Origin of the sequence: Bradyrhizobium sp. CCBAU 11386, from assembly GCF_028128955.1 — a bacterium.
Classification (GTDB): Bacteria; Pseudomonadota; Alphaproteobacteria; order Rhizobiales; family Xanthobacteraceae; genus Bradyrhizobium.
In genome coordinates this window covers 217,471-242,147 of the sequence record NZ_LBKA01000261.1, presented here as the reverse complement: position 1 = coordinate 242,147, position 24,677 = coordinate 217,471, and the positions used below count along the sequence as shown (strand labels likewise).

At 64.7% G+C, this 24,677-nt stretch carries 23 protein-coding genes; 17 read left to right on the top strand and 6 right to left on the bottom strand.

Features of this window, described 5'->3' with window-relative positions:
• Position 1: 1 nt before the first annotated feature.
• Complete coding sequence (locus XI09_RS44745; RefSeq protein ID WP_271572651.1) at positions 2–835, bottom strand: cytochrome c oxidase subunit II; 834 nt, start codon at positions 833–835, stop codon at positions 2–4.
• A 555-nt stretch (positions 836–1,390) separates the two neighbouring features.
• Between XI09_RS44745 and XI09_RS44740 the strand changes: the two genes are divergently transcribed.
• Positions 1,391–2,299 carry a DUF2189 domain-containing protein gene (locus tag XI09_RS44740; RefSeq protein WP_271572650.1) on the top strand — a complete coding sequence of 303 codons (909 nt, stop codon included), beginning with the start codon at positions 1,391–1,393 and terminating at the stop codon, positions 2,297–2,299.
• 48 nt (positions 2,300–2,347) lie between these two features.
• Here the strand turns inward: XI09_RS44740 and XI09_RS44735 are convergent, their stop codons facing one another.
• Both XI09_RS44735 and XI09_RS44730 read right to left on the bottom strand, forming a co-directional pair.
• Complete coding sequence (locus XI09_RS44735; protein WP_271572649.1) at positions 2,348–3,541, bottom strand: DUF2865 domain-containing protein; 1,194 nt, start codon at positions 3,539–3,541, stop codon at positions 2,348–2,350.
• A gap of 131 nt (positions 3,542–3,672) precedes the next feature.
• Complete coding sequence (locus XI09_RS44730; RefSeq protein WP_271572648.1) at positions 3,673–3,978, bottom strand: hypothetical protein; 306 nt, start codon at positions 3,976–3,978, stop codon at positions 3,673–3,675.
• A gap of 290 nt (positions 3,979–4,268) precedes the next feature.
• Here XI09_RS44730 and cysS point away from each other — a divergent pair, with 290 nt between their 5' ends.
• The 4 genes from cysS to XI09_RS44710 all read left to right on the top strand — a co-directional run bounded on the left by cysS (position 4,269) and on the right by XI09_RS44710 (position 8,347).
• Complete coding sequence (gene cysS, locus XI09_RS44725; protein WP_271572647.1) at positions 4,269–5,651, top strand: cysteine--tRNA ligase; 1,383 nt, start codon at positions 4,269–4,271, stop codon at positions 5,649–5,651.
• Positions 5,652–5,766: 115 nt separating this feature from the next.
• Positions 5,767–6,258 (top strand): GNAT family N-acetyltransferase, encoded by a 492-nt coding sequence (locus XI09_RS44720; RefSeq protein ID WP_271572646.1) that lies wholly within the window; start codon positions 5,767–5,769, stop codon positions 6,256–6,258.
• Complete coding sequence (gene cimA, locus XI09_RS44715) at positions 6,255–7,853, top strand: citramalate synthase (RefSeq protein ID WP_271572645.1); 1,599 nt, start codon at positions 6,255–6,257, stop codon at positions 7,851–7,853. Before XI09_RS44720 ends, cimA begins: the two co-directional genes overlap by 4 nt.
• A gap of 116 nt (positions 7,854–7,969) precedes the next feature.
• On the top strand, positions 7,970–8,347 hold the full coding sequence (locus tag XI09_RS44710) for a VOC family protein (protein ID WP_271572644.1): 378 nt from the start codon (positions 7,970–7,972) through the stop codon (positions 8,345–8,347).
• A gap of 4 nt (positions 8,348–8,351) precedes the next feature.
• On the opposite strand, the gene XI09_RS44705 is transcribed toward XI09_RS44710, so the two are convergent.
• Positions 8,352–8,957 (bottom strand): TIGR00730 family Rossman fold protein, encoded by a 606-nt coding sequence (locus XI09_RS44705; RefSeq protein ID WP_177234062.1) that lies wholly within the window; start codon positions 8,955–8,957, stop codon positions 8,352–8,354.
• A 200-nt stretch (positions 8,958–9,157) separates the two neighbouring features.
• On the opposite strand from XI09_RS44705, the gene XI09_RS44700 reads away from it, so the two are divergent.
• From XI09_RS44700 to XI09_RS44685, 4 genes are all read left to right on the top strand, one after another.
• The gene (locus XI09_RS44700) at positions 9,158–11,113 is read left to right on the top strand and encodes an ABCB family ABC transporter ATP-binding protein/permease (protein ID WP_271572643.1); all 1,956 of its coding nucleotides are present in this window, start codon (positions 9,158–9,160) and stop codon (positions 11,111–11,113) included.
• A 77-nt stretch (positions 11,114–11,190) separates the two neighbouring features.
• A complete protein-coding gene (locus XI09_RS44695) occupies positions 11,191–11,895 on the top strand; it encodes a phosphatidylserine decarboxylase (RefSeq protein WP_257784524.1) in 705 nt (234 codons plus the stop codon).
• Positions 11,896–11,982: 87 nt separating this feature from the next.
• Positions 11,983–12,864, top strand: coding sequence for a CDP-alcohol phosphatidyltransferase family protein (locus XI09_RS44690; RefSeq protein ID WP_271572642.1), 882 nt, complete (start codon positions 11,983–11,985; stop codon positions 12,862–12,864).
• 221 nt (positions 12,865–13,085) lie between these two features.
• Positions 13,086–13,805, top strand: a complete 720-nt coding sequence (locus tag XI09_RS44685) for an RraA family protein (RefSeq protein WP_271572641.1) — start codon at positions 13,086–13,088, stop codon at positions 13,803–13,805.
• A gap of 233 nt (positions 13,806–14,038) precedes the next feature.
• Here XI09_RS44685 and XI09_RS44680 read toward each other — a convergent pair whose 3' ends face one another.
• Both XI09_RS44680 and XI09_RS44675 read right to left on the bottom strand, forming a co-directional pair.
• Positions 14,039–14,227, bottom strand: a complete 189-nt coding sequence (locus XI09_RS44680; protein WP_271572640.1) for a hypothetical protein — start codon at positions 14,225–14,227, stop codon at positions 14,039–14,041.
• 401 nt (positions 14,228–14,628) lie between these two features.
• Complete coding sequence (locus XI09_RS44675) at positions 14,629–14,922, bottom strand: hypothetical protein (RefSeq protein ID WP_271572639.1); 294 nt, start codon at positions 14,920–14,922, stop codon at positions 14,629–14,631.
• Between the two features lie 101 nt (positions 14,923–15,023).
• Here XI09_RS44675 and XI09_RS44670 point away from each other — a divergent pair, with 101 nt between their 5' ends.
• The 8 genes from XI09_RS44670 (at position 15,024) to XI09_RS44635 (ending at position 24,655) form a co-directional block, all read left to right on the top strand.
• The gene (locus tag XI09_RS44670) at positions 15,024–15,848 is read left to right on the top strand and encodes an SDR family NAD(P)-dependent oxidoreductase (RefSeq protein WP_271572638.1); all 825 of its coding nucleotides are present in this window, start codon (positions 15,024–15,026) and stop codon (positions 15,846–15,848) included.
• Positions 15,849–16,061: 213 nt separating this feature from the next.
• Entirely contained in the window at positions 16,062–16,835 is a 774-nt protein-coding gene (locus XI09_RS44665; RefSeq protein ID WP_018645542.1) for a motility protein A, read from the top strand.
• Positions 16,836–16,859: 24 nt separating this feature from the next.
• The gene (locus XI09_RS44660; RefSeq protein ID WP_092183321.1) at positions 16,860–17,690 is read left to right on the top strand and encodes an OmpA/MotB family protein; all 831 of its coding nucleotides are present in this window, start codon (positions 16,860–16,862) and stop codon (positions 17,688–17,690) included.
• A gap of 203 nt (positions 17,691–17,893) precedes the next feature.
• Positions 17,894–19,792 (top strand): potassium transporter Kup, encoded by a 1,899-nt coding sequence (locus XI09_RS44655; protein ID WP_271572637.1) that lies wholly within the window; start codon positions 17,894–17,896, stop codon positions 19,790–19,792.
• Positions 19,793–19,932: 140 nt separating this feature from the next.
• Complete coding sequence (locus XI09_RS44650; protein ID WP_271572636.1) at positions 19,933–21,864, top strand: potassium transporter Kup; 1,932 nt, start codon at positions 19,933–19,935, stop codon at positions 21,862–21,864.
• A 158-nt stretch (positions 21,865–22,022) separates the two neighbouring features.
• Entirely contained in the window at positions 22,023–22,349 is a 327-nt protein-coding gene (locus tag XI09_RS44645; protein WP_008139644.1) for a rhodanese-like domain-containing protein, read from the top strand.
• A gap of 8 nt (positions 22,350–22,357) precedes the next feature.
• On the top strand, positions 22,358–23,536 hold the full coding sequence (locus XI09_RS44640; RefSeq protein ID WP_271572635.1) for an aminotransferase: 1,179 nt from the start codon (positions 22,358–22,360) through the stop codon (positions 23,534–23,536).
• Positions 23,537–23,542: 6 nt separating this feature from the next.
• A complete protein-coding gene (locus tag XI09_RS44635; RefSeq protein ID WP_271572634.1) occupies positions 23,543–24,655 on the top strand; it encodes a polyamine ABC transporter substrate-binding protein in 1,113 nt (370 codons plus the stop codon).
• Positions 24,656–24,677: the final 22 nt, after the last annotated feature.

Genomic DNA, 24,677 nt, shown 5'->3' with positions numbered 1-24,677 from the left:
GCTACTTGCCACCGGATTGGTACGTCGCCTTCACGAGGGCTTTTGCCGGCGACAATTCGGCAAACGTCTTTTGTTGCTCCAGCCAAGCGTGATATTCACGCTCTTCGTCGATGATGACCTTGGCCCGCATCTGATAATGAGCAGCGCCACAAAGCTCCGCACATAGAACATCGAACGTTCCGGTTCGGATCGGCTTGATCCAGAAATAGGTCACCATGCCTGGAACCATGTCCATCTTGGCCCGGAATTCGGGCACGTAGAAATCGTGCAGGACATCAACCGAGCGGAGGAGAACCTTGACCGGCTTTCCCACTTGAAGGTGCAGGTCGCCGTTCTCGATCACGACGTCGTCCTGCGCGTGTGAGTCGTCGCGATTGAGCCCCATCGGATTGTCGGAAGCGATGTTGCGGACATCGGACGTGCCCAACTGCCCATCCTTGCCCGGAAGGCGGAAGCTCCATTGCCATTGCTGGCCCATGACCTCAACCTCGGTGGCATCCGCAGGCACCGTCACGAACTGGTGCCAGACCACGAGGCCAGGCGCCAGCATGGCCGCGACGCCGACGCCGGTTCCGACGCTCAGCCACCATTCGAGCCTTTTGTTTTCCGGATTGTAGTCAGCCCGTCTTCCCTCTTTGTGGTGAAAGCGGAAGACGCAATAAGCCATGAAGGCGATGACCGCGACGAAAACAAAGCCCGTGATCCAGAACGTGATGCTGATGGTGTGGTCGATATAGGCCCAGTTCGTGGCGATCGGCGTCCACCACCACGGGCTGTAGAGGTGAAACAGCACCGAGCCGATCGCGACCAGAAGCAGTATCAATGCGACAGCCATCCTGATCCATCCTTGCCATCGAAGGCTACGGATACGAATCCAGGGCGGAGCTCGCGTCTGTCGCGATGGCCGACTTTTTCTAAGCTGGCATATGCTTCTAAGCTGGCATATGCGCCATCGCCGCGCCTCTTGCCTCGCCCCTTCAACCGGTCGCGATATCAAGAGAAAATTCGCGACCGCCAATCTCACCGGGGGCGTCTACGCTTCTAAAATGATCTCCCGCGAACCCGGCGTCAATAGCATGTCGGCGCGCTTAGCCGGCGTGGGCGATCCATGTTGCCGTGCAAGCCGGCCATCGTCAGTCGCATTCCCGATGTGATGCATCGCACAAAATATGCGACGCACAATTTCACCCAGCCGGGAGCGCTGGTCATTCCACATCGCACGCGCTAAGCTCGGAGCGCAGGTCGCGACGGGTTTCGTCCGGCTAAGCTCCTTCCTCGTTGAGCCTGGAACTGCCGTACTCGGCTCGATCGCGTCTCCCGCACATAAGGGCGGATACGCGTGGCCGGAAAGCGCGCCGTCTCCGCCGCGACTTCAGAGGAGGGCGTGGCCATGGCCACTCTTTATTCCGACAAGATCGTCAAGCGGCACCTGTTCGGTGAGGCGGTCTCTTATCCCATTCGCAAGATCAGCTTGTTCGACTTGAGAGAGGTGCTGCGCCTGGGCTGGGAAGATTTCCAGGCGATGCCGAGTCACGCGATCGTCGTCTGCGTGATCTATCCTGTTCTCGGTCTCGTCCTGTTCAGGATGGTCCTCGGCTATTCGGTCCTGCCGCTGCTGTTTCCGCTGGCCGCGGGGTTTGCCTTGATCGGTCCCTTTGCCGCGATCGGCCTCTACGAACTCAGCCGTCGCCGTGAGCGCGGCGAGGAGGTCGATGCATGGGATGCGATCAAGGTGCTGCGCGCACCGTCCTTCGGCGCCATGCTCGAACTCGGCGTGCTCCTGCTTGTCCTGTTCGGGGTCTGGATCGGTGTCGCGAACGCGATCTATGTCACCATCTTCGGTCACGCGGCGGCTGCAAGCATTCCCGACTTCGCAACCCGCGTGCTGACCACGCCGGAAGGATGGTCGCTGATCATTGTCGGTTGCGGTGTCGGCTTCCTGTTTGCGGTCGCGGTCCTATGCGTCAGCGTCGTATCGTTTCCGTTGATGCTCGATCGGCATGCGACGGCGATCGATGCGATCCGTACATCGCTGCAGGCGGTGGCCGCCAATCCGGTCGCGATGGCGGGGTGGGGGCTGATCGTCGCGGCGCTGCTCGTGATCGGCTCGCTGCCGTTCTTCGTCGGTCTCGCTGTCGTCCTCCCGGTGCTCGGTCATGCTACCTGGCACCTTTATCGGAGAGTGGTCGAGCCGAATCCGAATCCACCGGACGAACCGCCGCCCCCGCCGAAGGGGAAGCGCTATGCCGCGGATTTCCCGGCCAATCTCTTCCCGTGGAGCCGCGAGGGCGAGCAGTAGCGGCGAGACCCGGTGGGCGGCCGGGCATGACGGTGGAGCAGAGCTGAGCTACTTCTGCTGCTGCGGCAGGAAGGTCGGGCCGACCGAGCGGATCGGCTTGTTTTCCGAACTCGTCGGAGCCGTGCCGGTATCCGCCGGCGGTGTCGTGGCCGGCGCGGTGGCTGTCGTCGGTGCCGGAGCCGCACCCTTCTTGCCATTGGCGGCAGGCGTGCCCTTGTTGAGCCGCTGCTGCTGCATCTTCTTGGCGCTCTCCTCGGTGACGATGATGTCGCCTTGCTGCTCGGCCGCGGCCTTGTCGTCGGCCGACTTCAACGCGTCGGCCCAGGTCTGTCCCGCCGCCTTGCAGGAGCAGGACGGGTTGAACTCGCTGCGGAATTTGAATGCGGTCGGCAGCGCCGTGTAGGGCTGGCCGCTGATGGAGACCGCGGAGTTCATGTCTTCGCCGGGATTGCGATGGGTGTAGAGCACGGCTTCCGCGGCCGGGCACAGCGCCTTGCAGGTCTTCTCGTCGTCCGGGAAGCGCGCCGGCACGGTGGCAAACGAGACCGGGAAATAGGCGCCGTCGCAGGTGCGCACGCATACGGTGCGGTAGGTGCCGGATTGCGGGCCGAGATCGGAGGGCGGCACGCTTTGCGGATTGTTGGGGTTGTTGCCGCCGAACAGGTTGCTCAGGAAGTTGCCGCCGCCCTGCGACTGCGCGGCGTTGGCATATTGCGGGCCGCAATTGTTCTGGGCGAGGGCCACCAGCACCGAGCGGCGCTGGCTGTCGCGTTCCGGGCTGAAGCCGCCGGGACCGCCGCCACGCAGGCGCTCAAGATTGCCGGTGATCTGGTCCAGATTGGCGCGCATCTGCTGGATCTGGGTGTTGACCGGGCTGCACTGCGCCGACTGGCCGTTGAACAGCGAGAAGAAGCCGGAGGAATCGCAGCCCATGCGCTTGGCCTGCATGGTGACGCGGTCGAGCTCGGCCTGCTGCTTGGCCTGGGAATCCTGATATCGGCGAATCTGGTCTTCGCGCGCGGGGTCACCGCCGCCACCACGATCGAGCGCGGCGAGCTGGCCTTCCAGTCGCACGCACATCGGATTGGGGCCGAGCCCGTTCTGGCCGGGCTGAGGCGGCGGACCGGGCGGGCCAGCCTGCGCGAAGGCGCCGTTGGCAAGCATGACGGTGCTCAGGAGCACGGTGCAGGCAAGGATCGAGCGGGCACGGGCGAGAGTCAAAAATTCAGGCATATCCGCCATTCTAGCGAGGTCACGGCCCAATGTGACATGAGGGGCCGAAGCGCGCCCTCCCATAGCCGCTTCCTGCGGCATCGTCACGTCGTTTCAGGGGGCCAAAGATTGGGCCTAAGGTCCGCCAGTTCCGAGCGAATTCAGCGCTGGCAGGTGATTGCGACATATTCGTCGCAATGGCCATGGGAGCAGTTTGCGCCGGTTTTGGGGACGGAGCCGGTAATTTCGTCGGGATCGACCCGGCGATAGGCCGAGGCCTGGGCAAAATCCCGTGACTGGCAATAGGTGCGCGCGACCTGCGCGCCGCATTTGTCGCCCTTGGCCAGGCACTGGTCGATGCCGTAGCCGTCCGCCTGGTTGGCGATGATGAAGACGCGGGTCTCGGCGACTGCGCCGGACGCTGCGACGATGGAGGCACAGGAAATGAGCGCAAACAGGGATCGCATGGGTAGCACCGGGGGCTGGGGGAACCGCCAGCTTCCGAATAAACTCAAAAGGTTAATGATGATGAACCATCATGGCGGGGCGGCCGTGCTTTGCGGAGATAGAACGGCATTTTCGCGGCTCTCTTGACGCGGGGCCGCCTCATAGCCCATATGTGGCCGCATGTACGGTCTCCTCGCCATTTGCGCCATTTGCCGCGAGATTACGAGCTAGCGATTCGCTGGCTGGAGCCGTCTTTTCTCAAAAACATTGAGAGCCTTGGACGCCCGGCCAACAGCCGACGGGTATCCATATGGAATTGCGCCTCTACGATACGCTGACCAGGGAAAAGCGGCCGTTCGTGCCGCTCGATGCGAACAACGTCCGCATGTATGTCTGCGGACCGACGGTCTATGACTTCGCCCATATCGGCAATGCCCGGCCGGTGATCGTGTTCGACGTGCTGTTTCGGCTGCTGCGCCATCTCTATGGCGAGGCGCACGTCAAATACGTCCGCAACATCACCGACGTCGACGACAAGATCAACGACCGCGCCGCGCGTGATTTTCCGGGCCTGCCGCTGAACGAGGCGATCCGCAAGGTCACCGAGCAGACGGGCAAGCAGTTTCACGCCGACGTCGATGCGCTCGGCGCGCTCAGGCCGAGCGTCGAACCGCGCGCGACCGAGCATATCGGCGAGATGCGTGAGATCATCGAACGGCTCGTCGCCGGCGGCTTTGCCTATGTCGCCGAGGACCACGTGCTGTTCTCGCCGCAGGCGATGAACGCGGCCAATTCCACCCTGCCGCAATATGGCGCGCTGTCCAATCGCTCGCTGGACGAGATGATCGCGGGGGCGCGCGTCGATGTCGCGCCCTACAAGCGGGACAACACCGACTTCGTGCTGTGGAAGCCGTCCAAGCCCGGCGAGCCGTCGTGGCCGTCGCCGGCCGGCATCGCTGCGCAGGGACGCCCGGGCTGGCACATCGAGTGCTCGGCGATGGCCTGGAAGCACCTCGGCGAGCACTTCGACATCCACGGTGGCGGTATCGATCTCGTGTTTCCGCATCACGAGAACGAGGTGGCGCAGACCTGCTGCGCCTTCCACCGGGAGCGCATGGCGAACTACTGGATGCACAACGGCTTCCTTCAGGTCGAAAGCGAGAAGATGTCGAAGAGCCTCGGCAACTTCATCACCATCCATGAGCTGCTGGCGGATTGGCCGGGCGAGGTGCTGCGCCTGAACATGCTGAAGACGCATTACCGCTCGCCGATCGACTGGACCATGAAATCGCTGGAGGAGAGCGCCAAGACGCTCGACGACTGGTATCGCGTTGCGGCCGACGTCGATCCCGGCCGGCCCGCCGCGTCCGTGGTCGAACCGCTGCTCGACGACCTCAACACCTCCCTGGCGATCGCGGCGCTGCATGGCCTGCGCAACAGCGACGTGAGCGCATTGGCGGGATCGCTGCGGCTGCTCGGCTTCCTCTCCGAGAGCGCCGCGCAGTGGGAAGATCGCAAGCAGCAGGCGAGCGGGGTCGATGCCGGGGAGGTCGAGCGCTTGATCTCGGAACGGACCGCAGCCCGTGGACGGAAAGACTTCAAAGAGTCCGACCGCATCCGCGATCAGCTCGCCGCGATGGGCGTTGCGATCAAGGACTCCAAGGAAGGGACGACCTGGGAGTTTTCGCGATGAAGCGGCCCGACACGCCTTTTCCGCGGCACTGGTTCTATTACATCGCGCTGAAGGTCCTGCTCCTCGCCGCCGCGGTGGCGCTGGCGCTCAAGCTCTATGGGATGTGGTGAAGACGATGGGACAGACTTTGCCAAAGCCGGGCTTGCGGCCCTTCCTGCCTGATGACGTGCCGGTGCTCGCCGCGATCTTCGCCGCGAGCATCGAGGAGCTGACCGGCGATGACTATAACGAGTCGCAGCAGCAGGCCTGGATGGAGGCGGCGGAAAGCGAAGAGTTCGGCAAGCGGCTCGCCGCCGACCTGACGCTGATCGCGACGCTGGAGGGCTCGCCCGTCGGCTTCGCCTCGCTGCAAGGGGCCGACCACATCCGCATGCTCTATGTGCATCCGGCAGTAAGCCGGCAGGGCATCGCGACCATGCTGGTCGACGCGCTGGAGAAGCTTGCCGGCGGCCGCGGCGCGAAAAGCCTGTCGGTCGATGCCAGCGACACCGCGCAGGGCTTCTTCGCCAAGCGCGGCTATGTCGCCATGCAGCGCAACAGCATCACCGTCAATGACGAGTGGCTCGCCAACACCACCATGAAGAAGACGCTCGGAGCATCGCAATGAGCAAGGAGCGCCTCTATCTGTTCGACACCACGCTGCGCGACGGCGCGCAGACCAATGGCGTCGATTTCACGCTGACCGACAAGCAGATCATCGCGGCGATGCTGGACGAGCTCGGCATCGACTATGTCGAGGGCGGCTATCCCGGCGCCAATCCAACCGATACTGAGTTCTTCGGCAGCAAGCCGAAGTTCAATCACGCGCGCTTCACCGCCTTCGGCATGACGCGCCGGGCCGGGCGCTCGGTCTCCAACGATCCCGGCGTCGCCGGTCTGCTCGAAGCCAAGGCCGATGCGATCTGCTTCGTGGCGAAGTCTTCCGCCTATCAGGTGCGCGTTGCGCTGGAGACGACTAGGGAAGAAAACCTCGCTTCGATCCGCGACAGCGTCGCGGCGGCGAAGGCGGCCGGCCGCGAGGTGATGCTCGACTGCGAGCATTTCTTCGACGGCTACAAGGAGGATTCCAGCTTCGCGCTCGCCTGCGCGAAAGCCGCCTACGAGGCCGGCGCGCGCTGGGTGGTGCTGTGCGACACCAATGGCGGCACCATGCCGAACGAGGTCGAGGCCATCGTCACCGAGGTGACCAGACACATCCCCGGCGCTCACGTCGGCATTCACGCCCATAACGACACCGAGCAGGCGGTGGCGAATTCGCTCGCCGCCGTGCGCGCCGGCGCGCGGCAGATCCAGGGCACGCTGAACGGTCTCGGCGAGCGCTGCGGCAATGCCAATCTCTGCTCGCTGATCCCGACCTTGAAGCTGAAGCAGGAGTTTGCCGACGCCTTCGAGATCAGTGTGACGCCGGAGAAGCTCGCGACTCTCGTCAAGGTGTCGCGCACGCTCGACGACATGCTCAACCGCGTGCCGAACCGGCATGCGGCCTATGTCGGCGAGAGCGCCTTCGTCACCAAGACCGGCATTCATGCCTCCGCCGTGCTGAAGGATCCGCAGACCTACGAGCACGTCCTGCCGGAACTGGTCGGCAATCACCGCAAGGTGCTGGTGTCAGACCAGGCCGGCCGCTCCAACGTCATCGCCGAGCTCGACCGCGCCGGCATCGCCTATGAAAAGAGCGATCCGAAGCTGACGCGTCTCGTCGAGGAGCTGAAGGAGCGCGAGGCGGCCGGCTACGCCTACGAATCCGCCAACGCCTCGTTCGATCTGCTGGCGCGCCGCACGCTCGGCAAGGTGCCGCATTATTTCGAGGTCGAGCAGTTCGACGTCAATGTCGAGCAGCGCTACAACGCGCTCGGCGAGCGCGTCACGGTGGCGCTCGCGGTCGTCAAGGTCGACGTCGCCGGCGAGCACCTGATCTCCGCGGCCGAGGGCAACGGCCCCGTCAACGCACTCGACGTCGCCTTGCGAAAAGACCTCGGCAAGTACCAGAAATACATCGAGGGCCTGAAGCTGATCGACTACCGCGTCCGCATCCTCAACGGCGGCACCGGCGCGGTCACGCGCGTGCTGATCGAGAGCGAGGACGAGAACGGCGACAGCTGGACCACGGTCGGCGTGTCCCCGAACATCATCGACGCCTCGTTCCAGGCGCTGATGGATTCGGTGATCTACAAGCTCGTGAAATCGGGCGCGCCGGCGTAAGCAAGATGTAGCCCGGATGAGCGAAGCGATATCCGGGACGGTATGCGCCGCACGGATAGACTTTCCCGGATGTCGCTTCGCTCATCCGGGCTACGGACAATGGGGGAGGGCAGCACATGATCGACCACATCTCCGTCGGCGTCAGCGATCTCGATCGCTCCGCAACATTCTACGAGGCGACGCTCGCCGCCCTCGGCCTCACGCGTCTCGTCACGCGGCCGCGGACGGTCGGCTTCGGCAAGACCTATCCTGAATTCTGGATCAACTTGCGCGAGGGCATGCCGCGTGTGCCGCCGGAGAGCGGCGTGCACATCTGCCTGCGGGCGAAGACGACGGCCGAGGTCGATGCGTTTCACGCCGCAGCGCTGTCCGCCGGCGGCGCATCCGACGGCGCGCCGGGCATCCGCCCGCACGATCGCGTGCGCTACTACGCGGCGTTCGTCGTCGATCCCGACGGCAACCGGATCGAGGCGGTGACGTTTCCTGCGGAGTAGGGCGTCAGAGCTTGCGCGCGACTTCCGGAGCGAGCTCTTTTTCCGCCTCGGCGAGCTTTGCCACGGCGGCCTTCAGCTTCGGCAGGATCTCCTCGACCCGATCGGCCTTGAGGATGTCGACCGAGAGGCCGGCGCGGATGAACTCGGTCTGGCGCATGTGCGACAGCAGCGAGAACAGCGGCTCCCAGAAATTGTCGATATTGGCGAGCAGCACGGGCTTGGCGTGACGGCCGAGCTGCTTCCAGGTCAACTGCTCGACCAGCTCCTCCAGCGTGCCGACACCGCCCGGCAGCGCCACGAAGGCGTCGGAGCGTTCGAACATCAGCCGCTTGCGCTCGTGCATGTCGGGGGTGACGATCATCTCCTGCACGCGCGTCAGCGCATTCTCGCGCATCCGCAGGAATTCGGGAATGATGCCGGTGACGGTGCCGCCGTTATCGAGGACGGAGGTTGCGACCGAGCCCATCAGGCCGAGCGAGCCGCCGCCATAGACCAGGCGGATGTTGTTCTCGGCGAGCGCCTTGCCGAACGCCTTGGCGCCTTCGGTGAAGCGGGGATTGGTTCCGGGGCCGGAGCCGCAATAGACACAGACGGTTTTGATCGTGCTCATTGGTGCCATGATGCATTGCAGCGAAGAGGCGTCAAGTCCAATCGGTGATTCGGACCTACCGGAAATCTACCGGTAAATGGCGACAAACAATCAAACATTCGCCATCTGGCGGGGTGCACTCGCCCCCGGAAGCTTCTATATGACGAGCGAAAATCGTTAATCGCAGCGCGCCCGCATCCGGCGGGCTTTCAGGCTTCTTGATGGACCAACCTCATTCGCCGCCCGGCGCCGACGTGCCAGATCCCGCCGGCGGGCCGCTCGAGCGGGCCACCCTGATGGGCACGCTGGCGCATCTGTGGCCCTATATCTGGCCGGGCGACCGCTTCGACCTGAAAATGCGCGTGGTCTGGTCGATGGTGCTGCTGCTCGCCGCCAAGCTGATCACGCTGACGGTGCCGTTCAGCTTCAAATGGGCGACCGACGCGCTGACCGGCGCCAACACCGCGCCGGTGCTGCCCGACAACTGGCACCTCTGGGTGATCGCCTCGCCATTGCTGCTGACGGCGAGTTACGGCGCGACGCGCATCCTGATGGCAGTGCTGACGCAGTGGCGCGACGGCCTCTTCGCGCGCGTCGCCATGCATGCGGTGCGCAAGCTCGCCACCATCACCTTCATTCACATGCACGAGCTGTCACTGCGCTTCCACCTCGAGCGCAAGACCGGCGGCCTGACGCGCGTGCTCGAGCGCGGCCGCGAGGGCATCGAGGTCATCGTGCGCATGGTGATCCTGCAGCTGATCCCGACCATCGTCGAGGTTTCGCTGCTGCTGGCGGTGCTGCTCTGGCAGTTCGACTGGCGCTACGTGGTGGCGACGCTGATCACGGTCGCGGTCTACATGTACTATACCTACATCGCGACCGAGTGGCGGATCGGCATCCGCCGCAAGATGAACGATTCCGACACCGAGGCGAACACCAAGGCGATCGACTCGCTGCTCAACTACGAGACCGTGAAATATTTCGGCGCCGAGGCGCGCGAGGCGCAGCGCTACGACCGCTCGGTCGCGCGCTACGAGGAGTCGAGCGTCCAGGCCTATACCTCGCTCGCGGTGCTCAACACCGGCCAGGCCGTGATCTTCACGCTGGGTCTGACCGCGACCATGCTGATGTGCGCGATCGGCGTGCGCAACGGCACCAACACGGTCGGCGATTTCGTGCTGGTGAACGCCATGATGATCCAGCTCTACCAGCCGCTGAACTTCATGGGCATGGTCTATCGCGAGATCAAGCAGGCGATCATCGACATCGAGAAGATGTTTGGCGTGCTGGGGCGCGAGGCCGAGATCAAGGACGGCCCCGACGCGCAGCCGCTGGTCATCTCCGCCGGCATCGTGCGTTTCGAGGACGTGCGCTTTGCCTATGAGCCGGCGCGTCCGATCCTGAAGGGCATCAGCTTCGAGGTGCCGGCCGGCAAGACGGTCGCGATCGTCGGCCCGTCCGGCGCCGGCAAGTCGACCATCTCGCGGCTGCTGTTCCGCCTCTACGACATCTCCGGCGGCAGGATCCTGATCGACGGCCAGGATATTCGCGAGGTTACGCAGGCGAGCTTGCGCGCGTCCATCGGCATGGTGCCGCAGGACACCGTGCTGTTCAACGACACCATCCGCTACAACATCCGCTACGGCCGCTGGGACGCCAGCGATGCCGAGGTCGAGGAGGCGGCACGCCTCGCGCAGATCGACAATTTCATCCGCATGGCGCCGAAGGGCTATGAGACTCAGGTCGGCGAGCGCGGCCTGAAACTGTCGGGTGGCGAGAAGCAGCGCGTCGCGATCGCGCGCACCGTCTTGAAGGCGCCGCCGATCCTGGTGCTGGACGAGGCGACCTCCGCGCTCGACACCCACACCGAGCACGAGATCCAGGGCGCCCTCGACCGCGTGGCGAAGAACCGCACCTCGCTGGTGATCGCGCACCGGCTTTCGACCATCGTCGGCGCCGACGAGATCATCGTGCTGGACCAGGGCCGCATCGCCGAGCGTGGCACTCACGCAAAGCTGCTCGCGCAGGGCGGCCTCTATGCCAGCATGTGGAACAGGCAGCGCGAGGCGGAGGCCGCGCGCGAGAAGCTGGCCAAGATGGCCGATACCAGCGAGGCGCCCAACCGGCAGCCGCCGCCGGTCGAGGACGTCCTGACGGCGCCTGCGGCCGCGGAGTGACCTTGTCTCCGGTCCCAACTCTGGCCTAAACAACTGTACCGCGCGGGACGACCTGCGCCATCAACCCTGAGCGGCAGATAGCGATGTCCATTCTCGATTCGATCCAGCGTCAGATCCCGCCGATCCACAAGGAGGGCTATCCCTTCATCGGCGGCTTTGCGCTGGCAAGCCTGATCCTGTTCTGGCTGTGGTCGCCTTTGGGGTGGATCGGCACCATCCTCACCGTATGGTGTGCGCTGTTCTTCCGCGACCCCGTGCGGGTGACGCCGGTGCGCGAGGGGCTGGTGGTGTCGCCGGCCGACGGCCGCGTCTCGATGATCACCATGGCGCTGCCGCCGGCCGAGCTCGGGCTCGGCGACCGGCCGCTGCCGCGCATCTCGGTGTTCATGAGCGTGTTCAACTGCCATGTGAACCGCAGCCCGATCGCGGGCAGGGTGGACCGCATCGCCTACCGGCCCGGCCTTTTCATCAATGCCGAGCTCGACAAGGCGAGCGAGGACAACGAGCGCAACTCGCTGGTGATCACGACGCCGACGGCGCGGATCGGCGTGGTCCAGATCGCAGGCCTGATCGCCAAGCGCATCGTCTGCTTCGTCAGGGAGGGCCAGGCGATCGGCGCCGGCGAGCGGTTCGGCCTGATCCGCTTCGGCTCGCGCCTCGACGTCTATCTGCCTGTCGGCACCAAGGCGCTGGTGTCGGAAGGGCAGACCGCGATCGCCGGCGAGACGATTTTGGCCGATCTTGCCGGCGACGACCCGAGCCGCGCCTACCGCGCCAATTAACCAATAAGTCGGTCCCTGGGGCCCTTCCGCCGCAATGGCGGAGGGGGACGCGGCTTGCTATACCTCGCCTCAAGGTGAGGACGAGCCATGACGCCCTATGATTTCAAAGACCCTGACGTTCGCCGCCGGCGGTTCCGCCCGATTCCGGTGCGGATGCTGGTGCCCAACGTCATCACGCTGCTGGCGATCTGCGCGGGCCTGACCTCGATCCGGCTGTCGATCGAGGGGCGGATGTCGCTCGCCGTTTACGCCATCGTGTTCGCAGCCGCGCTGGACGGCATCGACGGCCGCATCGCGCGCATGATCAAGGGCCAATCCAAGTTCGGGGCGGAGCTCGACAGCCTCGCCGACTTCGTCAATTTCGGTGTGGCGCCCGGATTGATGCTGTATTTCTGGCAGTTGCACGAGCTCGGCAATGCCGGCTGGATCGCCGCGATGGTGTTCGCGATCTCCGGCGGCCTGCGTCTTGCGCGCTTCAACGCCACGATGGACGATCCCAACAAGCCGGCCTTCGCCGCCAATTTCTTCACCGGCGTGCCGGCGCCGGCAGGCGCGATCACGGTGCTGCTGCCGATCTATGCGGCCTTCCTCGATCTCGGCCGCGCGCCCGCGGCGGTGACGGCGGCCTACACGCTCCTGATCGCCTTCCTGATGGTGTCGCGCCTGCCGGTGTTCTCCGGCAAGACCAAGCGCATGCGCGTGCCGCCGGAACTGGTGCTGCCGGCCTTCGTCGCGGTGATCGTCTTCATCGCTATCCTGATCGCCTATCCCTGGCACGTGCTGTCGATCGGCACGGTGCTGTATCTTCTCGCTTTGCCGCTCGGCTACAAATCCTATCGCGACCAGGCGCGCGCGATGGAGGCCGCCACGCCTGCGGGAGGCGAGATCTCGTCGCCGCCGTCGGCGCCGACGCTGGCGAACCTGTCGGAGCCGCCGCACGACGACGATCGGCCCGGACGGCTGCACTAAAGCGCGATGAGATTTGGCTGAACCGTCATCGCGCTTTAGCTCGTTGTTCAAGCATGATCTTTTCGGAAAACCGCTGCGCACTTTTCCGGATCATGCACTGAGCGGCCACACGCGGATATCTGCCATGAGGGCCCTTGAGTTGGGTTGAAGCCTGATCTCGGCTATATCGCCCTGTGCCGGCGGCATTACGTCAATCAGCCGCCAATCTGGGAGAGAACGCCGTGACTGATACCGTAACCGGGCCGCTGCCCGCTTCCGTCCTCGAAGCGCTGGGCCGCTACGATACCCCGACGATCTGCAACGCCATGGAGATCGTGGCGCCCGAGCGCCGGCTGATCGGTTACACCACCAAGCAACTGGTTTGTCCGTTCCCCGACCTGCCGCCGATCGTCGGCTATGCCCGCACGGTTGCGATCCGCTCGGTGCTGAAATCCTCGCTTGCACCCGAAGAGCAGTCGAAGCGCCGCATCGAATATTACGAATATGTCGGCACCGGCCACGGTCCGCGCATCTCGGTGATCCAGGACATCGACGGTCCCGACGTCGGCTACGGCGCGTTCTGGGGCGAGGTGCAGAGCAACGTGCACAAGGCGCTCGGCTGCCTCGGCGTCATCACCGATGGCTCGATCCGCGACATCCCGCAATGGGCCTCTGGCTTCCAGGCGCTGGCCGGCTCGATCGGCCCGTCGCATGCCTGGGTGCATGCGGAGAGTTTTGGCGGCGAAGTGCGCGTCGCCGGCATGACCGTGAAGTCCGACGACTTGATCCACGCCGATCAGCACGGCGCCATCGTGATTCCGCTCGACGTCGCCGCAAAGCTGCCGGAGGCCGCCGAGCTCTGCGGCCGCCGCGAGACGCCGATCCTGGAGATCGCCCGCAGCCCCGACTTCTCGCTGGAGAAGCTAAAGGCCGCGCTGAAGCGCTCGGCAGAGATCCACTAAGCTAGGGGAGAGGAGGCTCGCACTCCGCCGCAGTCGGGGCAGAGATGAACTCCGCTATGCCCTGATGGTGGGGCCATAACTGGCCTTGCGCCGGTCCGAGTCCGGCAAATAACACGCATCAAGTCGAGCGGGGGGGCTCCACGCTGGCCGCTTGGGCATCAGAGAATGACATCGGCGGAGATGCCGGCCTCGTGTGGCCGGCATTGAGCATGGCATTCCTGGGTTGAAGGCGACTAACCGGTGCGGCCAAAGTTGGCATACCCCATGATAACAACCGGGTACGCACCGCCCGAAACCGTGTCGAGTTGATCGTCCGGCAGCGCCTCACTCACGGTTGCAACCGGCGCCTTCGCCAGGGCGGGGTCGCCCGGTTTGACAGTCTCTTGATGTGCCGCGTTTGCCTCAGACGTCTTTTCGACCATTTGCAGCTCCTTTGAAGCCAGTTGGTTGCTGTGACGAAATATGTGCCGCCGCATTCGATAGGTCCGGGCTGGCGAGAGAAGGTTCAAGGCCGCGCCCGGGACGAGAGCATCCTTGCTTGCCGATCAGCTCGCAAGGCCATCACGTTTGAGTGAGGGATTTTACCTTGTCGTCGTCCAAACTCAAGCAAAGGTTGCGGTACGCCGGGTCCGGGAAGTCCGTTGATCTCACCGGCCACGGGCAATCGTGATCCCGCTCGACGTGGCCGCAAAGCTGTCCGAGGCCGCCGAGCTCTGCGGCTGCCGCGAGACGCCGATTCCGGAGATCGCCCGCAGCCCCGACTTCTCGCTGGAGCCGCGCTGAAGCGCTCGGCGGAGATCCACCAAGCGCGCAATTCAACGACCTAGGGCCGCGATGCCGGCCGCGGGCCGCCCTGTTCGGTCAGAAACAGGGCGGCCTGATCGGGCTCACCAAGCACTGCGGCGGCGCATCCAATCAGGGTGAAGCCGCCGGCAAGATCCCACACGGTGATGTCGTCCGCACTGTCGGGGCCTTGAACCAGGCGCGCTGCGATCACTGCGAAAGCGGCTTCGACAAAGAGCAGGACGCTGAACGCCGGCAGGACGAGCTCCGGCTCGAGCAGACGGAGCGCCAGCACCGCCGGCAACGCAGTGAGAAGACCGAACAGCGTCAACATTGCAAATCGGCTCCTGCGATGGAGCATGCCGTACCGGCCACAGAATACTGTATGATTCCCGGTCACGGATGTGGCCTAGGGCCGCAGTCGGAGGGCGCGCGATGAAGATGAATGGCAAGACGGTCCTGATCACGGGCTCGACCGACGGCGTCGGCCGCTACGTCGCGCGTCACCTGGCGGCCGAGGGCGCGAAGGTCCTGATCCATGGCCGCGATGCGGCGCGCGCAAAGACGCTGATCGACGAGATCGTGAAATCCGGTCATGCCGCGCCGATCTTCTACCAGGCGGACCTGTCGTCGATGTCGGGCACGCGCGCACTCGCGGAAGCCGTGAAACGTGATCACCAGCGCCTCGACGTCCTCGTCAGCAACGCCGGCATCGGCTCGCAGACTGACGGGCCGCAGCGTCAGGTCAGCGCCGATGGTCATGAGCTGCGCTTCGCCGTCAATTATCTCTCCGGCTTCCTCCTCGCCCATCTCTTGCTGCCGCTGCTGAAGGCCGCGGCGCCGTCGCGCATCGTCAGCGTCGCCTCGCTCGGCCAGCATCCGATCGACTTCGACGACGTCATGATCACCAAGGGCTATAGCGGCTCGCGCGCCTATGCGCAGAGCAAGCTCGCGCAGATCATGTTCACGATCGATTTCGCCGAGGAAGTGAAGGGCGTGGGTGTCACCGTGAACTCGCTGCATCCGGCGACCTACATGAACACCACCATGGTGCGGGCCGGCGGCATCACGCCGATCTCGACGGTGGAGCAGGGCGGTGCGGCGATCCTGCGCCTCGTCGAGGGTGACGACGTCGCCGGCAAAAGCGGATTGTTCTTCAACGGCATGAATGAGGCGCGCGCCAATCCGCAAGCCTACGATGCCGACGCACGCCAGCGTCTGCGCGCGCTCAGCCTGGAGTTGGTGGGCATCTCGTCCTAACCCCGCGCAAACATGGTTAGCGAAGCGTTGAGATTCCTGCCGGTGGCGGGCAAAGCCGGCTTTCTCCCGGCGCGCTCCGCCAGTCCGGCGCGCCGGCTCAACTTAACCTTTACGCGGCTTTAAGGGCGGCCCTCTAGGGTTTCCGATGCGGTTCGGGGTTGGGCCGCGCCAGCGGCCAGGACGGCCGTTGTTGCGTACGCGTTGGAGTCTCTCATGGATATCATGACCGGCGTTGGGCTCACGGCGGGCATCATCGTCATCACAGCGATGATCTTCATGGGCGGCGACCTTCACATGTTCATCTCCGAACATGCGATGATCATCATCTTCGGCGGCTCGATCTCCGCCACCATGATCCGCTTTCCGCTCAGCGCGCTCCTGCACGGCCTTCCGCTCGGCGCCAAGTTCGCCTTCACCATGAGCCGGCTGTCGGCCCACGACCTCGTCGACGAGCTCGCCCGCATCGCCGAGATCGCCCGCAAGCAGGGCCCGGTGGGTCTCGAAAAGGTCGAGACCGACGAGCCGTTCCTCGCCAAGGGCATCCGCTATGTCGCCGACGGCTACGATCTCGACTTCATCCGCGACAATCTCGAACGCGACCGCGACAACTTCCTGATGCACCTCGACGAGGGCAGCAAGATCTACCGCGCCATCGGCGACTGCGCCCCGGCCTTCGGCATGATCGGCACCCTGATCGGCATGGTGCAGATGTTCGCCAACATGACCGACCCCTCCAAGCTCGGCCCGTTCATGGCGACCGCGCTGCTCGCAACGCTCTACGGCGCGCTCGTCGCGAACCTGTTCTGTCTGCCGATCGCCGACAAGCTGCACGGCAAGCTGCTGGATGAAGAGACCAACCGCACCCTGATCATCGACGGCATCCTGATGATCCGCGACTCCAAGAGCCCGACGCTGGTGCGCGAAATGCTGCTGGCCTATCTGCCGGAGAAGCACCGCCACGCCGAAGGCGAGCCGGTGCCGGCGTAACGCCGCCCGCCGGGACAGACAGACATGGCCAAGAAGAAGCGCGGCGATGCTCACGGGGGCGGTCACGGCTGGTTCGTGACCTTCGCCGATTTGATGGGCCTGATGATGAGCTTCTTCGTGATGCTCGTCGCATTCTCGACGCAGGACGCCAACAAGCTGAAGATCGTCGCCGGCTCGATGCGCGACGCCTTCGGCGTGCAGAGCGAGGCGCGCTACGCCGGCATCGTCGAGTCCGACGGCCTGCCGACGCGCCCGCGGCTGAAGAACGTCGACCATATCCAGCCCGAGGATGCCTCCAACACGCCGACCCCGGACCAGGAGGATCGCGACCGCACGTCGGGGGCGAAGATCAAGGTCGACCGCAATTTCGCGCTCGCCGCGGCCTCGCTGCGGCAGGCCTTGCAGGACATGCCGGAACTGACCGAGATGTCCAAGCACATCATGTTCGAGGAGACCAAGCAGGGTCTCAATCTCGAAATCGTCGACCAGGACGGCCGCTCGATGTTCGCCGACGGCTCCAAGGTGCCCTATGACCGCACCCGCCGCCTGGTCGAGAAGCTGGCGATTCCGCTCAAGGCCACGCCGCTCCGCGTCTCCATCGCCGGCCACACCGCGGCCGGCTTCGTGCCGTCCCGCAGCGACTACGGTGCCTTCGATCTGTCGGCCGACCGCGCCAATGCGGTGCGGCAGATCCTCGAGCGCGAGGGCCTGCCGGCCTCGCACATCTTCGCCGTCTCCGGCAAGGCGGACACCCAGCCGCTGTTTCCGGACGATCCCTCGCTTGCCGCCAACCGGCGCGTGACCATCACCCTGATGCGCGAAGACCCGCCGCTGCCGCCGAATTTGAAGCCGTAGGGCATGATCCGGACCCGAAGGGCCGCGCAGGCGCACTTGCGCTACCATCTTACCTGAGGCATGTCGTCGCGCTGGCGATGAGCGTGGCCGCGCCGTCACAGCATTCGGCGCAGCGCCTGCTAAGGTGGGTGCCGATTGACAGGCGCGCCGGAAGCGTCAAAAGGCGCCGGATCAAATTCAGGGACGAAGCGTTTTCCATCTTCATGACGGCGAGCATCACACAGGCCGAGACCCAGGAAGGGCCGGTCACCTCAGGCTTTTGGGCGCTTACGCTCGGGAGCATCGGTGTCGTTTTCGGCGACATCGGCACCTCGCCGCTCTATGCATTCCACGAGGCAGTGCGGGGCGCGGCCCACGGTGAGCCGGTCACGCGGGTCATGGTGCTCGGCGTGCTCTCGCTGATCCTGTGGGCGCTGCTGATCGTCGTCACCGCTAAATACGTCCTGCTGCTCTTGCGCGCGGACAACAACGGGGAGGGCGGCACGCTCTCGCTGATGGCGCTCGGCCAGCGTGCGCTCGGGCGGCGAAGCTGGTTCCTGCTCGCGCTCGGCGTGGTCGGCGCCTCCATGTTCATTGGCGATTCCATGATCACGCCGGCGATCTCGGTGTTGTCGGCGGTCGAGGGTCTCAAGCTCGTGACCCCCGCGTTCGAGCACTATGTCGTGCCGCTCACCGTCCTCATCCTGGTGCTGCTGTTCGCGGTCCAGAGCAAGGGGACGGCGCTGGTGGCCTCGGCCTTCGGGCCGGTGATGGTGGTCTGGTTCACGTGTCTGGCGGTGATGGGCGCCGTCCACATCGCCGACGATCCGTCGGTGCTGGCCGCGATCAATCCCTATTACGCGCTGCAATTCCTGCTCTCGCACGGCACGATTGGCCTCGTGACGCTGGGCGCGGTGTTCCTGGCGGTGACCGGCGGCGAGGCGCTCTATGCCGATCTCGGCCATTTCGGCCGCAAGCCGATCCAGTCGGCCTGGATGTTCTTCGTGCTGCCCTCGCTCTTGATCAACTATTTCGGTCAGGGCGCGCTGGTGCTGTCCGATCCGAGCGCGATCGAGCATTCCTTCTACCGCATGGTGCCCGAGCATCTGGTGCTGCCGCTGGTCGGTCTTGCGACCGCGGCGACCGTGATCGCGAGCCAGGCGGTGATCACCGGCGCCTATTCGCTGGTCTATCAGGCCGTGCAGCTCGGCCTGCTGCCGCGCTTCGAGGTGCGCTACACCTCCGAAACCCATGCCGGTCAGATCTATCTGCCGCGCGTGAACCGGCTGCTGCTGATCGGCGTGATGCTGCTGGTGCTGTTGTTCCACACCCCCAGCAATCTGGCTTCGGCCTACGGCATCGCGGTTTCCACCACCATGGTCGCCGACGGCATCATGGGCTTCGTGGTGATCTGGAAATTGTGGAACTGGCGCGCGGCGACGGCTGCGGCGGTGATCGTGCCCTTCGTCGTCGTGGACATGAGCTTCTTCAGCGCCAATCTGCTCAAGCTGCTCGAAGGCGCCTGGGTGCCGCTGCTGTTCGGTGCGGCCATGGCAGGGACGATCTGGACCTGGCGCAAGGGGACCGGCATTCTGCTCCAGAAGACCCGCCGGATCGAGGTGCCGCTGGACGATCTGATCCGGAGCCTGGAGAAGCGGCCGCCGCACATCGTCAAGGGCACCGCGGTGTTCCTGACCAGCGATCCTTCCTTCGTGCCGACCGCGCTGCTGCACAACCTCAAGCACAACAAGGTGCTGCACGAGCACAACGTGGTCCTGACCATCGAGACCGCGCATACGCCGCGGGTCGATCTGTCCGAGCGCTTCCGCATGGAGAAGATCAGCGACAAGTTCTCCAAGGTCCGCCTGCGCTTCGGCTTCATGGAGCAGCCGAACGTGCCGAAGGCACTCGCGATCGCACGCAAGCAGGGCTGGCAGTTCGACATCATGTCGACGTCGTTCTTCGTGTCGCGGCGGTCACTGAAGGCCTCAGCGCATTCGGGGATGCCGCTCTGGCAGGACCACCTCTTCATCGCGCTGAGCCGGTCCGCCAATGACGCGACCGACTATTTTCAGATTCCGACCGGAAGGGTGGTTGAAGTTGGCACGCAGGTCATTATTTGAACGCGATTGGCGTATCCATGCGAAATTTGCATGGCGAGGGCCCAGAAACGGGCTAGGCTATGCCGGCAGCGCAGGACTATAAGCCCGCGCTCTTCCGCCGTTGTGCAGTGAAGCATTTTTAGAGGCCACCGGGCTCTCCCATGACAAGCGACGTAGCAGTTCCCGCGCCGGAAACGGCGGCGGCCAATGGCCATGGTGAGGCCCACACCACCGCTGGTTTCGGCGCGCTGACGCTCGGCAGCATCGGCGTGGTCTATGGCGACATCGGCACCAGCCCGCTCTACGCGTTCCGTGAGGCGGTGACGGCGGCCTCCTCGGGCACCGACGGGCTCGCCACGCCGGCAGCCGTGCTCGGCGTGCTCTCCCTGATCCTGTGGGCGCTCATCGTCGTGGTGACGCTCAAATACGTCGTGATCCTGCTCCGCGCCGACAACAACGGCGAGGGCGGCACGCTCGCGCTGATGGCGCTGGCCCAGCGCGCAGTCGGCACCGGCGGGGCGACCATCGTCCTGCTCGGCATCATCTCCGGCGCCCTGTTCTATGGCGACGCCGTCATCACCCCCGCGCTTTCGGTGCTGTCGGCGATCGAAGGCATGAAGGACGTCACGCTGCGGTTCGAGCCCTACATCGTGCCGTTGACCGTAATCATCCTGGTCTGCCTGTTCGCCGTGCAGTCGCGCGGCACCGCCCGCGTCGCTGCCTTCTTCGGCCCGATCATGTGCGTCTGGTTTGCCGTGATCGCGGGGGCGGCGATCCATCCGATCATCCAGCAGCCCCAGGTGCTCTTAGCGCTGAACCCGCTCTATGCCGTGTCCTTCATGCTCCACCACGGCATCATCGGCTTCGTCACGCTGGGCGCGGTGTTCCTAGCGGTCACGGGTGCGGAGGCGCTCTATGCCGACCTCGGCCATTTCGGCAAGCGGCCGATCCAGACCGCCTGGCTGTTTATCGTGCTGCCGTCGCTGGCGCTGAACTATCTGGGGCAGGGGGCGCTCGTGCTCGCCGATCCCGGGGCGATCGAGAGCCCGTTCTTCCAGTTGTTTCCGCAAGGCTGGATCCGCGGCGGCATGGTCGTGCTCGCCACCGCCGCCACCGTCATCGCAAGCCAGGCCGTCATCACCGGCGCCTATTCGCTGACGCGCCAGGCGATCCAGCTCGGCCTGCTGCCGCGCTTTGAAATTCGCCATACGTCCGAAGCCCATTCCGGCCAGATCTTCATCCCGCGCATCAACCAGCTCTTGCTGGTCGCGGTGGTGCTCCTGGTGCTGCTGTTCCGCTCCTCGAGCGCGCTGGCGTCCGCCTATGGTATCTCCGTCACCGGAACCATGGTGGTCACGGCGATGATGGGCTTTGTCGTGATCTGGAAGGTCTGGCGGTGGTCGTCGCTCGCGGCGGCCGCGCTGATCGCGCCCTTCCTGTTCCTCGACCTGACCTTCCTGGCCGCCAACCTGCTCAAGGTGTTCGAGGGCGGCTGGGTGCCGCTCGCGCTCGGCGCGCTCATGATCATCCTGATGTACACGTGGCGGCGCGGCAGCCGGCTGCTGTTCGAGAAGTCGCGCAAGCTCGAGTTCCCACTCGCCGACCTCGTGGCGATGCTGGAGAAGCGGCCGCCGCAGCGCGTGCCCGGAACCGCCGTGTTCCTGACCTCGGACCCGCTCAGTGCTCCGACCGCGCTGATGCATAGTCTGAAACACTATAAAGTGCTGCACGAGAAGAACGTCATTCTCACCATCGAGACCGCGCAGACCCCGCGGATCGACCCGGCCGAGCGCGTCAGGCTGGAGCAGATCTCGCCGACCTTCTCCAAGGTGACGCTGAAGTTCGGCTTCATGGAATCGCCCAACGTGCCGAAGGCGCTGGCGATCGCCCGCAAGCTCGGCTGGCAGTTCGACATCATGTCGACCTCGTTCTTCCTGTCGCGCAGGGCGCTCAAGCCTGCCGTCCATTCCGGCATGCCGCGCTGGCAGGACCGGCTGTTCATCTCGCTCAGCCGCTCCGCCAACGACGCCACCGACTATTTCCAGATCCCTAGCGGCCGCGTGGTCGAGGTCGGGACGCAGGTGACGATCTGACCCTCCATTTGAAGGTCGCACTTCAAGTCGCTGCGATTTAGCTTTAACTTGCGCCGCGCGGCTCAAGCCTTTGCAGCGCTTGATTTTCGTCTCCCGAGAGGCGAGGTTGCCGCCCGCTGGGATCGCCCCGGCATGCGCCTGCGACGTTGGAGGATGATGTGGCAAATCAAGTACAGGATCTGACCCCGGACGAGGTCTCCAAGGGTGTCGCGGAAGGGCGCTATCTGCTCGTCGACGTCCGCGAGCCGAACGAGGTCGAGGCCGAGGCCTATCCTTACGGCGTCGTGGTTCCGCTCTCGACCTTCGATCCCAAGGCGATCCCCGATCCCCAAGGCAAGGAAGTCGTGTTCGCCTGCCGCTCCGGCAAGCGCTCGGTGACGGCCTCGCTCGCGGCGCAGGCGGCGGGCCTGCCTTACGACAAGCATCTGGCCGGCGGCATGCTCGGCTGGAAGGCGGCGGGTCTTCCCAGCAAGGTCGGTGGCTGATCCGGCCGATGTCCAAGAGCTCGTCCCTGAACAAGGTCTTCGCCGACCTTCCCGTCACCATCTTCGAGGCGATGTCGCAGGCCGCGCGCGACAATGCCGCCATCAATCTCGGCCAGGGCTTTCCTGACGATCCCGGCCCCGAGGACATCCGCCGCGCTGCGGCCGACGCCTCGCTGAACGGCTACAACCAGTACCCGTCGATGATGGGCCTGCCGGAGCTGCGCCGGGCGATCGCAACCCATTACGGCCACTGGCACGGCCTCAAGCTCGATCCGATGAGCGAGGTGATGGTCACCTCCGGCGGCACCGAGGCGCTGACCTCGGCTATCCTCGCGGTGGTGCAGCCCGGCGACGAGGTGGTCTGCTTCCAGCCGGTCTATGATTCCTACCTGCCGATCATCCGCCAGGCCGGCGGCATTCCGCGCCTCGTCCGGCTTGAGCCGCCGCATTGGCGGCTGAATGAGGACATGCTGAAAAGCGTCTTCAATTCAAAGACCAAGGCGGTCCTCTTCAACAATCCCTTAAATCCCTCCGCGGTGGTCTATCCGCGCGAGGACCTCGAGCTGCTCGCGCGCTACTGTCAGAAGTTCGACGTCGTCGCGATCTGCGACGAGGTCTGGGAGCACGTCACCTTCGACGAGCACAAGCACATCCCGCTGATCACCATTCCCGGCATGCGCGACCGCACCATCAAGGTCGGCTCGGCCGGCAAGATCTTCTCGCTGACCGGCTGGAAGATCGGCTTCGTCTGTGCCGCACCGCCGCTGCTGCGTGTGGCGGCCAAGGTGCACCAGTTTCTGACCTTCACCACCGCGCCGAACCTCCAGGCCGCCGTCGCCTACGGCCTCGGCAAGTCCGACGACTACTTCCTGTCGATGCGCAAGGACCTGACGCGGAGCAGGGACCGTCTGACAAAGGGCCTCGAAAGCCTCGGCTTCCCCGTGCTGAAGTCGCAAGGAACCTACTTCCTCACCGTCGACCTGTCGCCGCTCGGGCTGAACGAGAGCGACACCGAGTTCTGCTGGCGGATCGTTAGGGATTACAAGGTCGCGGCGATCCCGGTCTCGGCCTTCTACGAGCAGGACCCGGTGACCTCGGTGGTGCGCTTCTGCTTTGCCAAGAAGGACCAGACGCTGGACACCGCCTTGGAGCGGCTATCCGACGCGGTGCGTGGACGCAAGAGGTAGACAGAGATGACGAACGTCGGACGCTCCGGACTTGGCTTTAGTCTCGCGATCGCCGCAGCGCTGACGTTCCTCTCCGCTCCCGCAGGCGCCGAGGAGCGCGTCGTCAACTTCTACAACTGGTCCAACTACATGGCGCCTGATGTCCTTGAGGCCTTCACCAAGGAGACCGGCATCAAGGTGGTCTACGACACGTTCGATGCCAACGAGACGCTGGAGACGCGCCTGATGGCCGGCAAGTCCGGCTACGACGTCGTGGTGCCCACGGCCTATTTCCTGCAGCGCCAGATCAAGGCGAACATCTTCCAGAAGCTCGACAAGTCGAAGCTGCCGAACCTTAGCCATGCCTGGCCCGTCGTAACGCAGCGCCTTGGCATCTACGATCCCGGCAACGTCTATGCCGCCAACTACATGTGGGGCACGACGGGCATCGGCTACAACGTCGCCAAGGTGAAGCAGATCCTCGGGCCCGACGCGAAGATCGACAGCTGGGACATCGTCTTCAAGCCGGAGAACCTCGCCAAGTTCAAAGACTGCGGCGTGCACATGCTCGACTCCGCCGACGACATCTTCCCGGCGGCGCTGAGCTGGCTCGGGCTCGATCCGAACTCGACCAAGCAGGCTGATCTTGAGAAGGCCGCCGATGCCGTCGCGAAGGTCCGCCCGTCCGTACGAAAATTTCACTCGTCCGAATATCTGAGCGCGCTCGCCACCGGCGAGATCTGCTTCGTGGTCGGCTGGTCCGGCGACATCATGCAGGCCCGCGCCCGCGCCGCTGAAGCCAAGAGCGGCGTCGAGATCGGCTACACGATCCCGAAGGAGGGCGCGCAGATGTTCTTCGACAATCTCGCGATCCCCGCGGACGCCAAGAACGTCAAGGAGGCCTACGAGCTGATCAACTATCTCTATCGCCCCGACGTCGCGGCCAAGAACTCGGACTTCCTGTCCTACGCCAACGGCAACCTCGCCAGCCAGAAGCTGGTCGATCCGAAGATCCTTGATGACAAGAACATCTATCCGGACGAGGCGACGCTCGCAAAGCTGTTCGTCATCACCGCGCGCGAGCCGGCGACGCAGCGCATCATCAATAGGCTCTGGACCAAGGTGAAGACGGGGCGGTAGGCGGGGCTGAGACGGAGCAGAC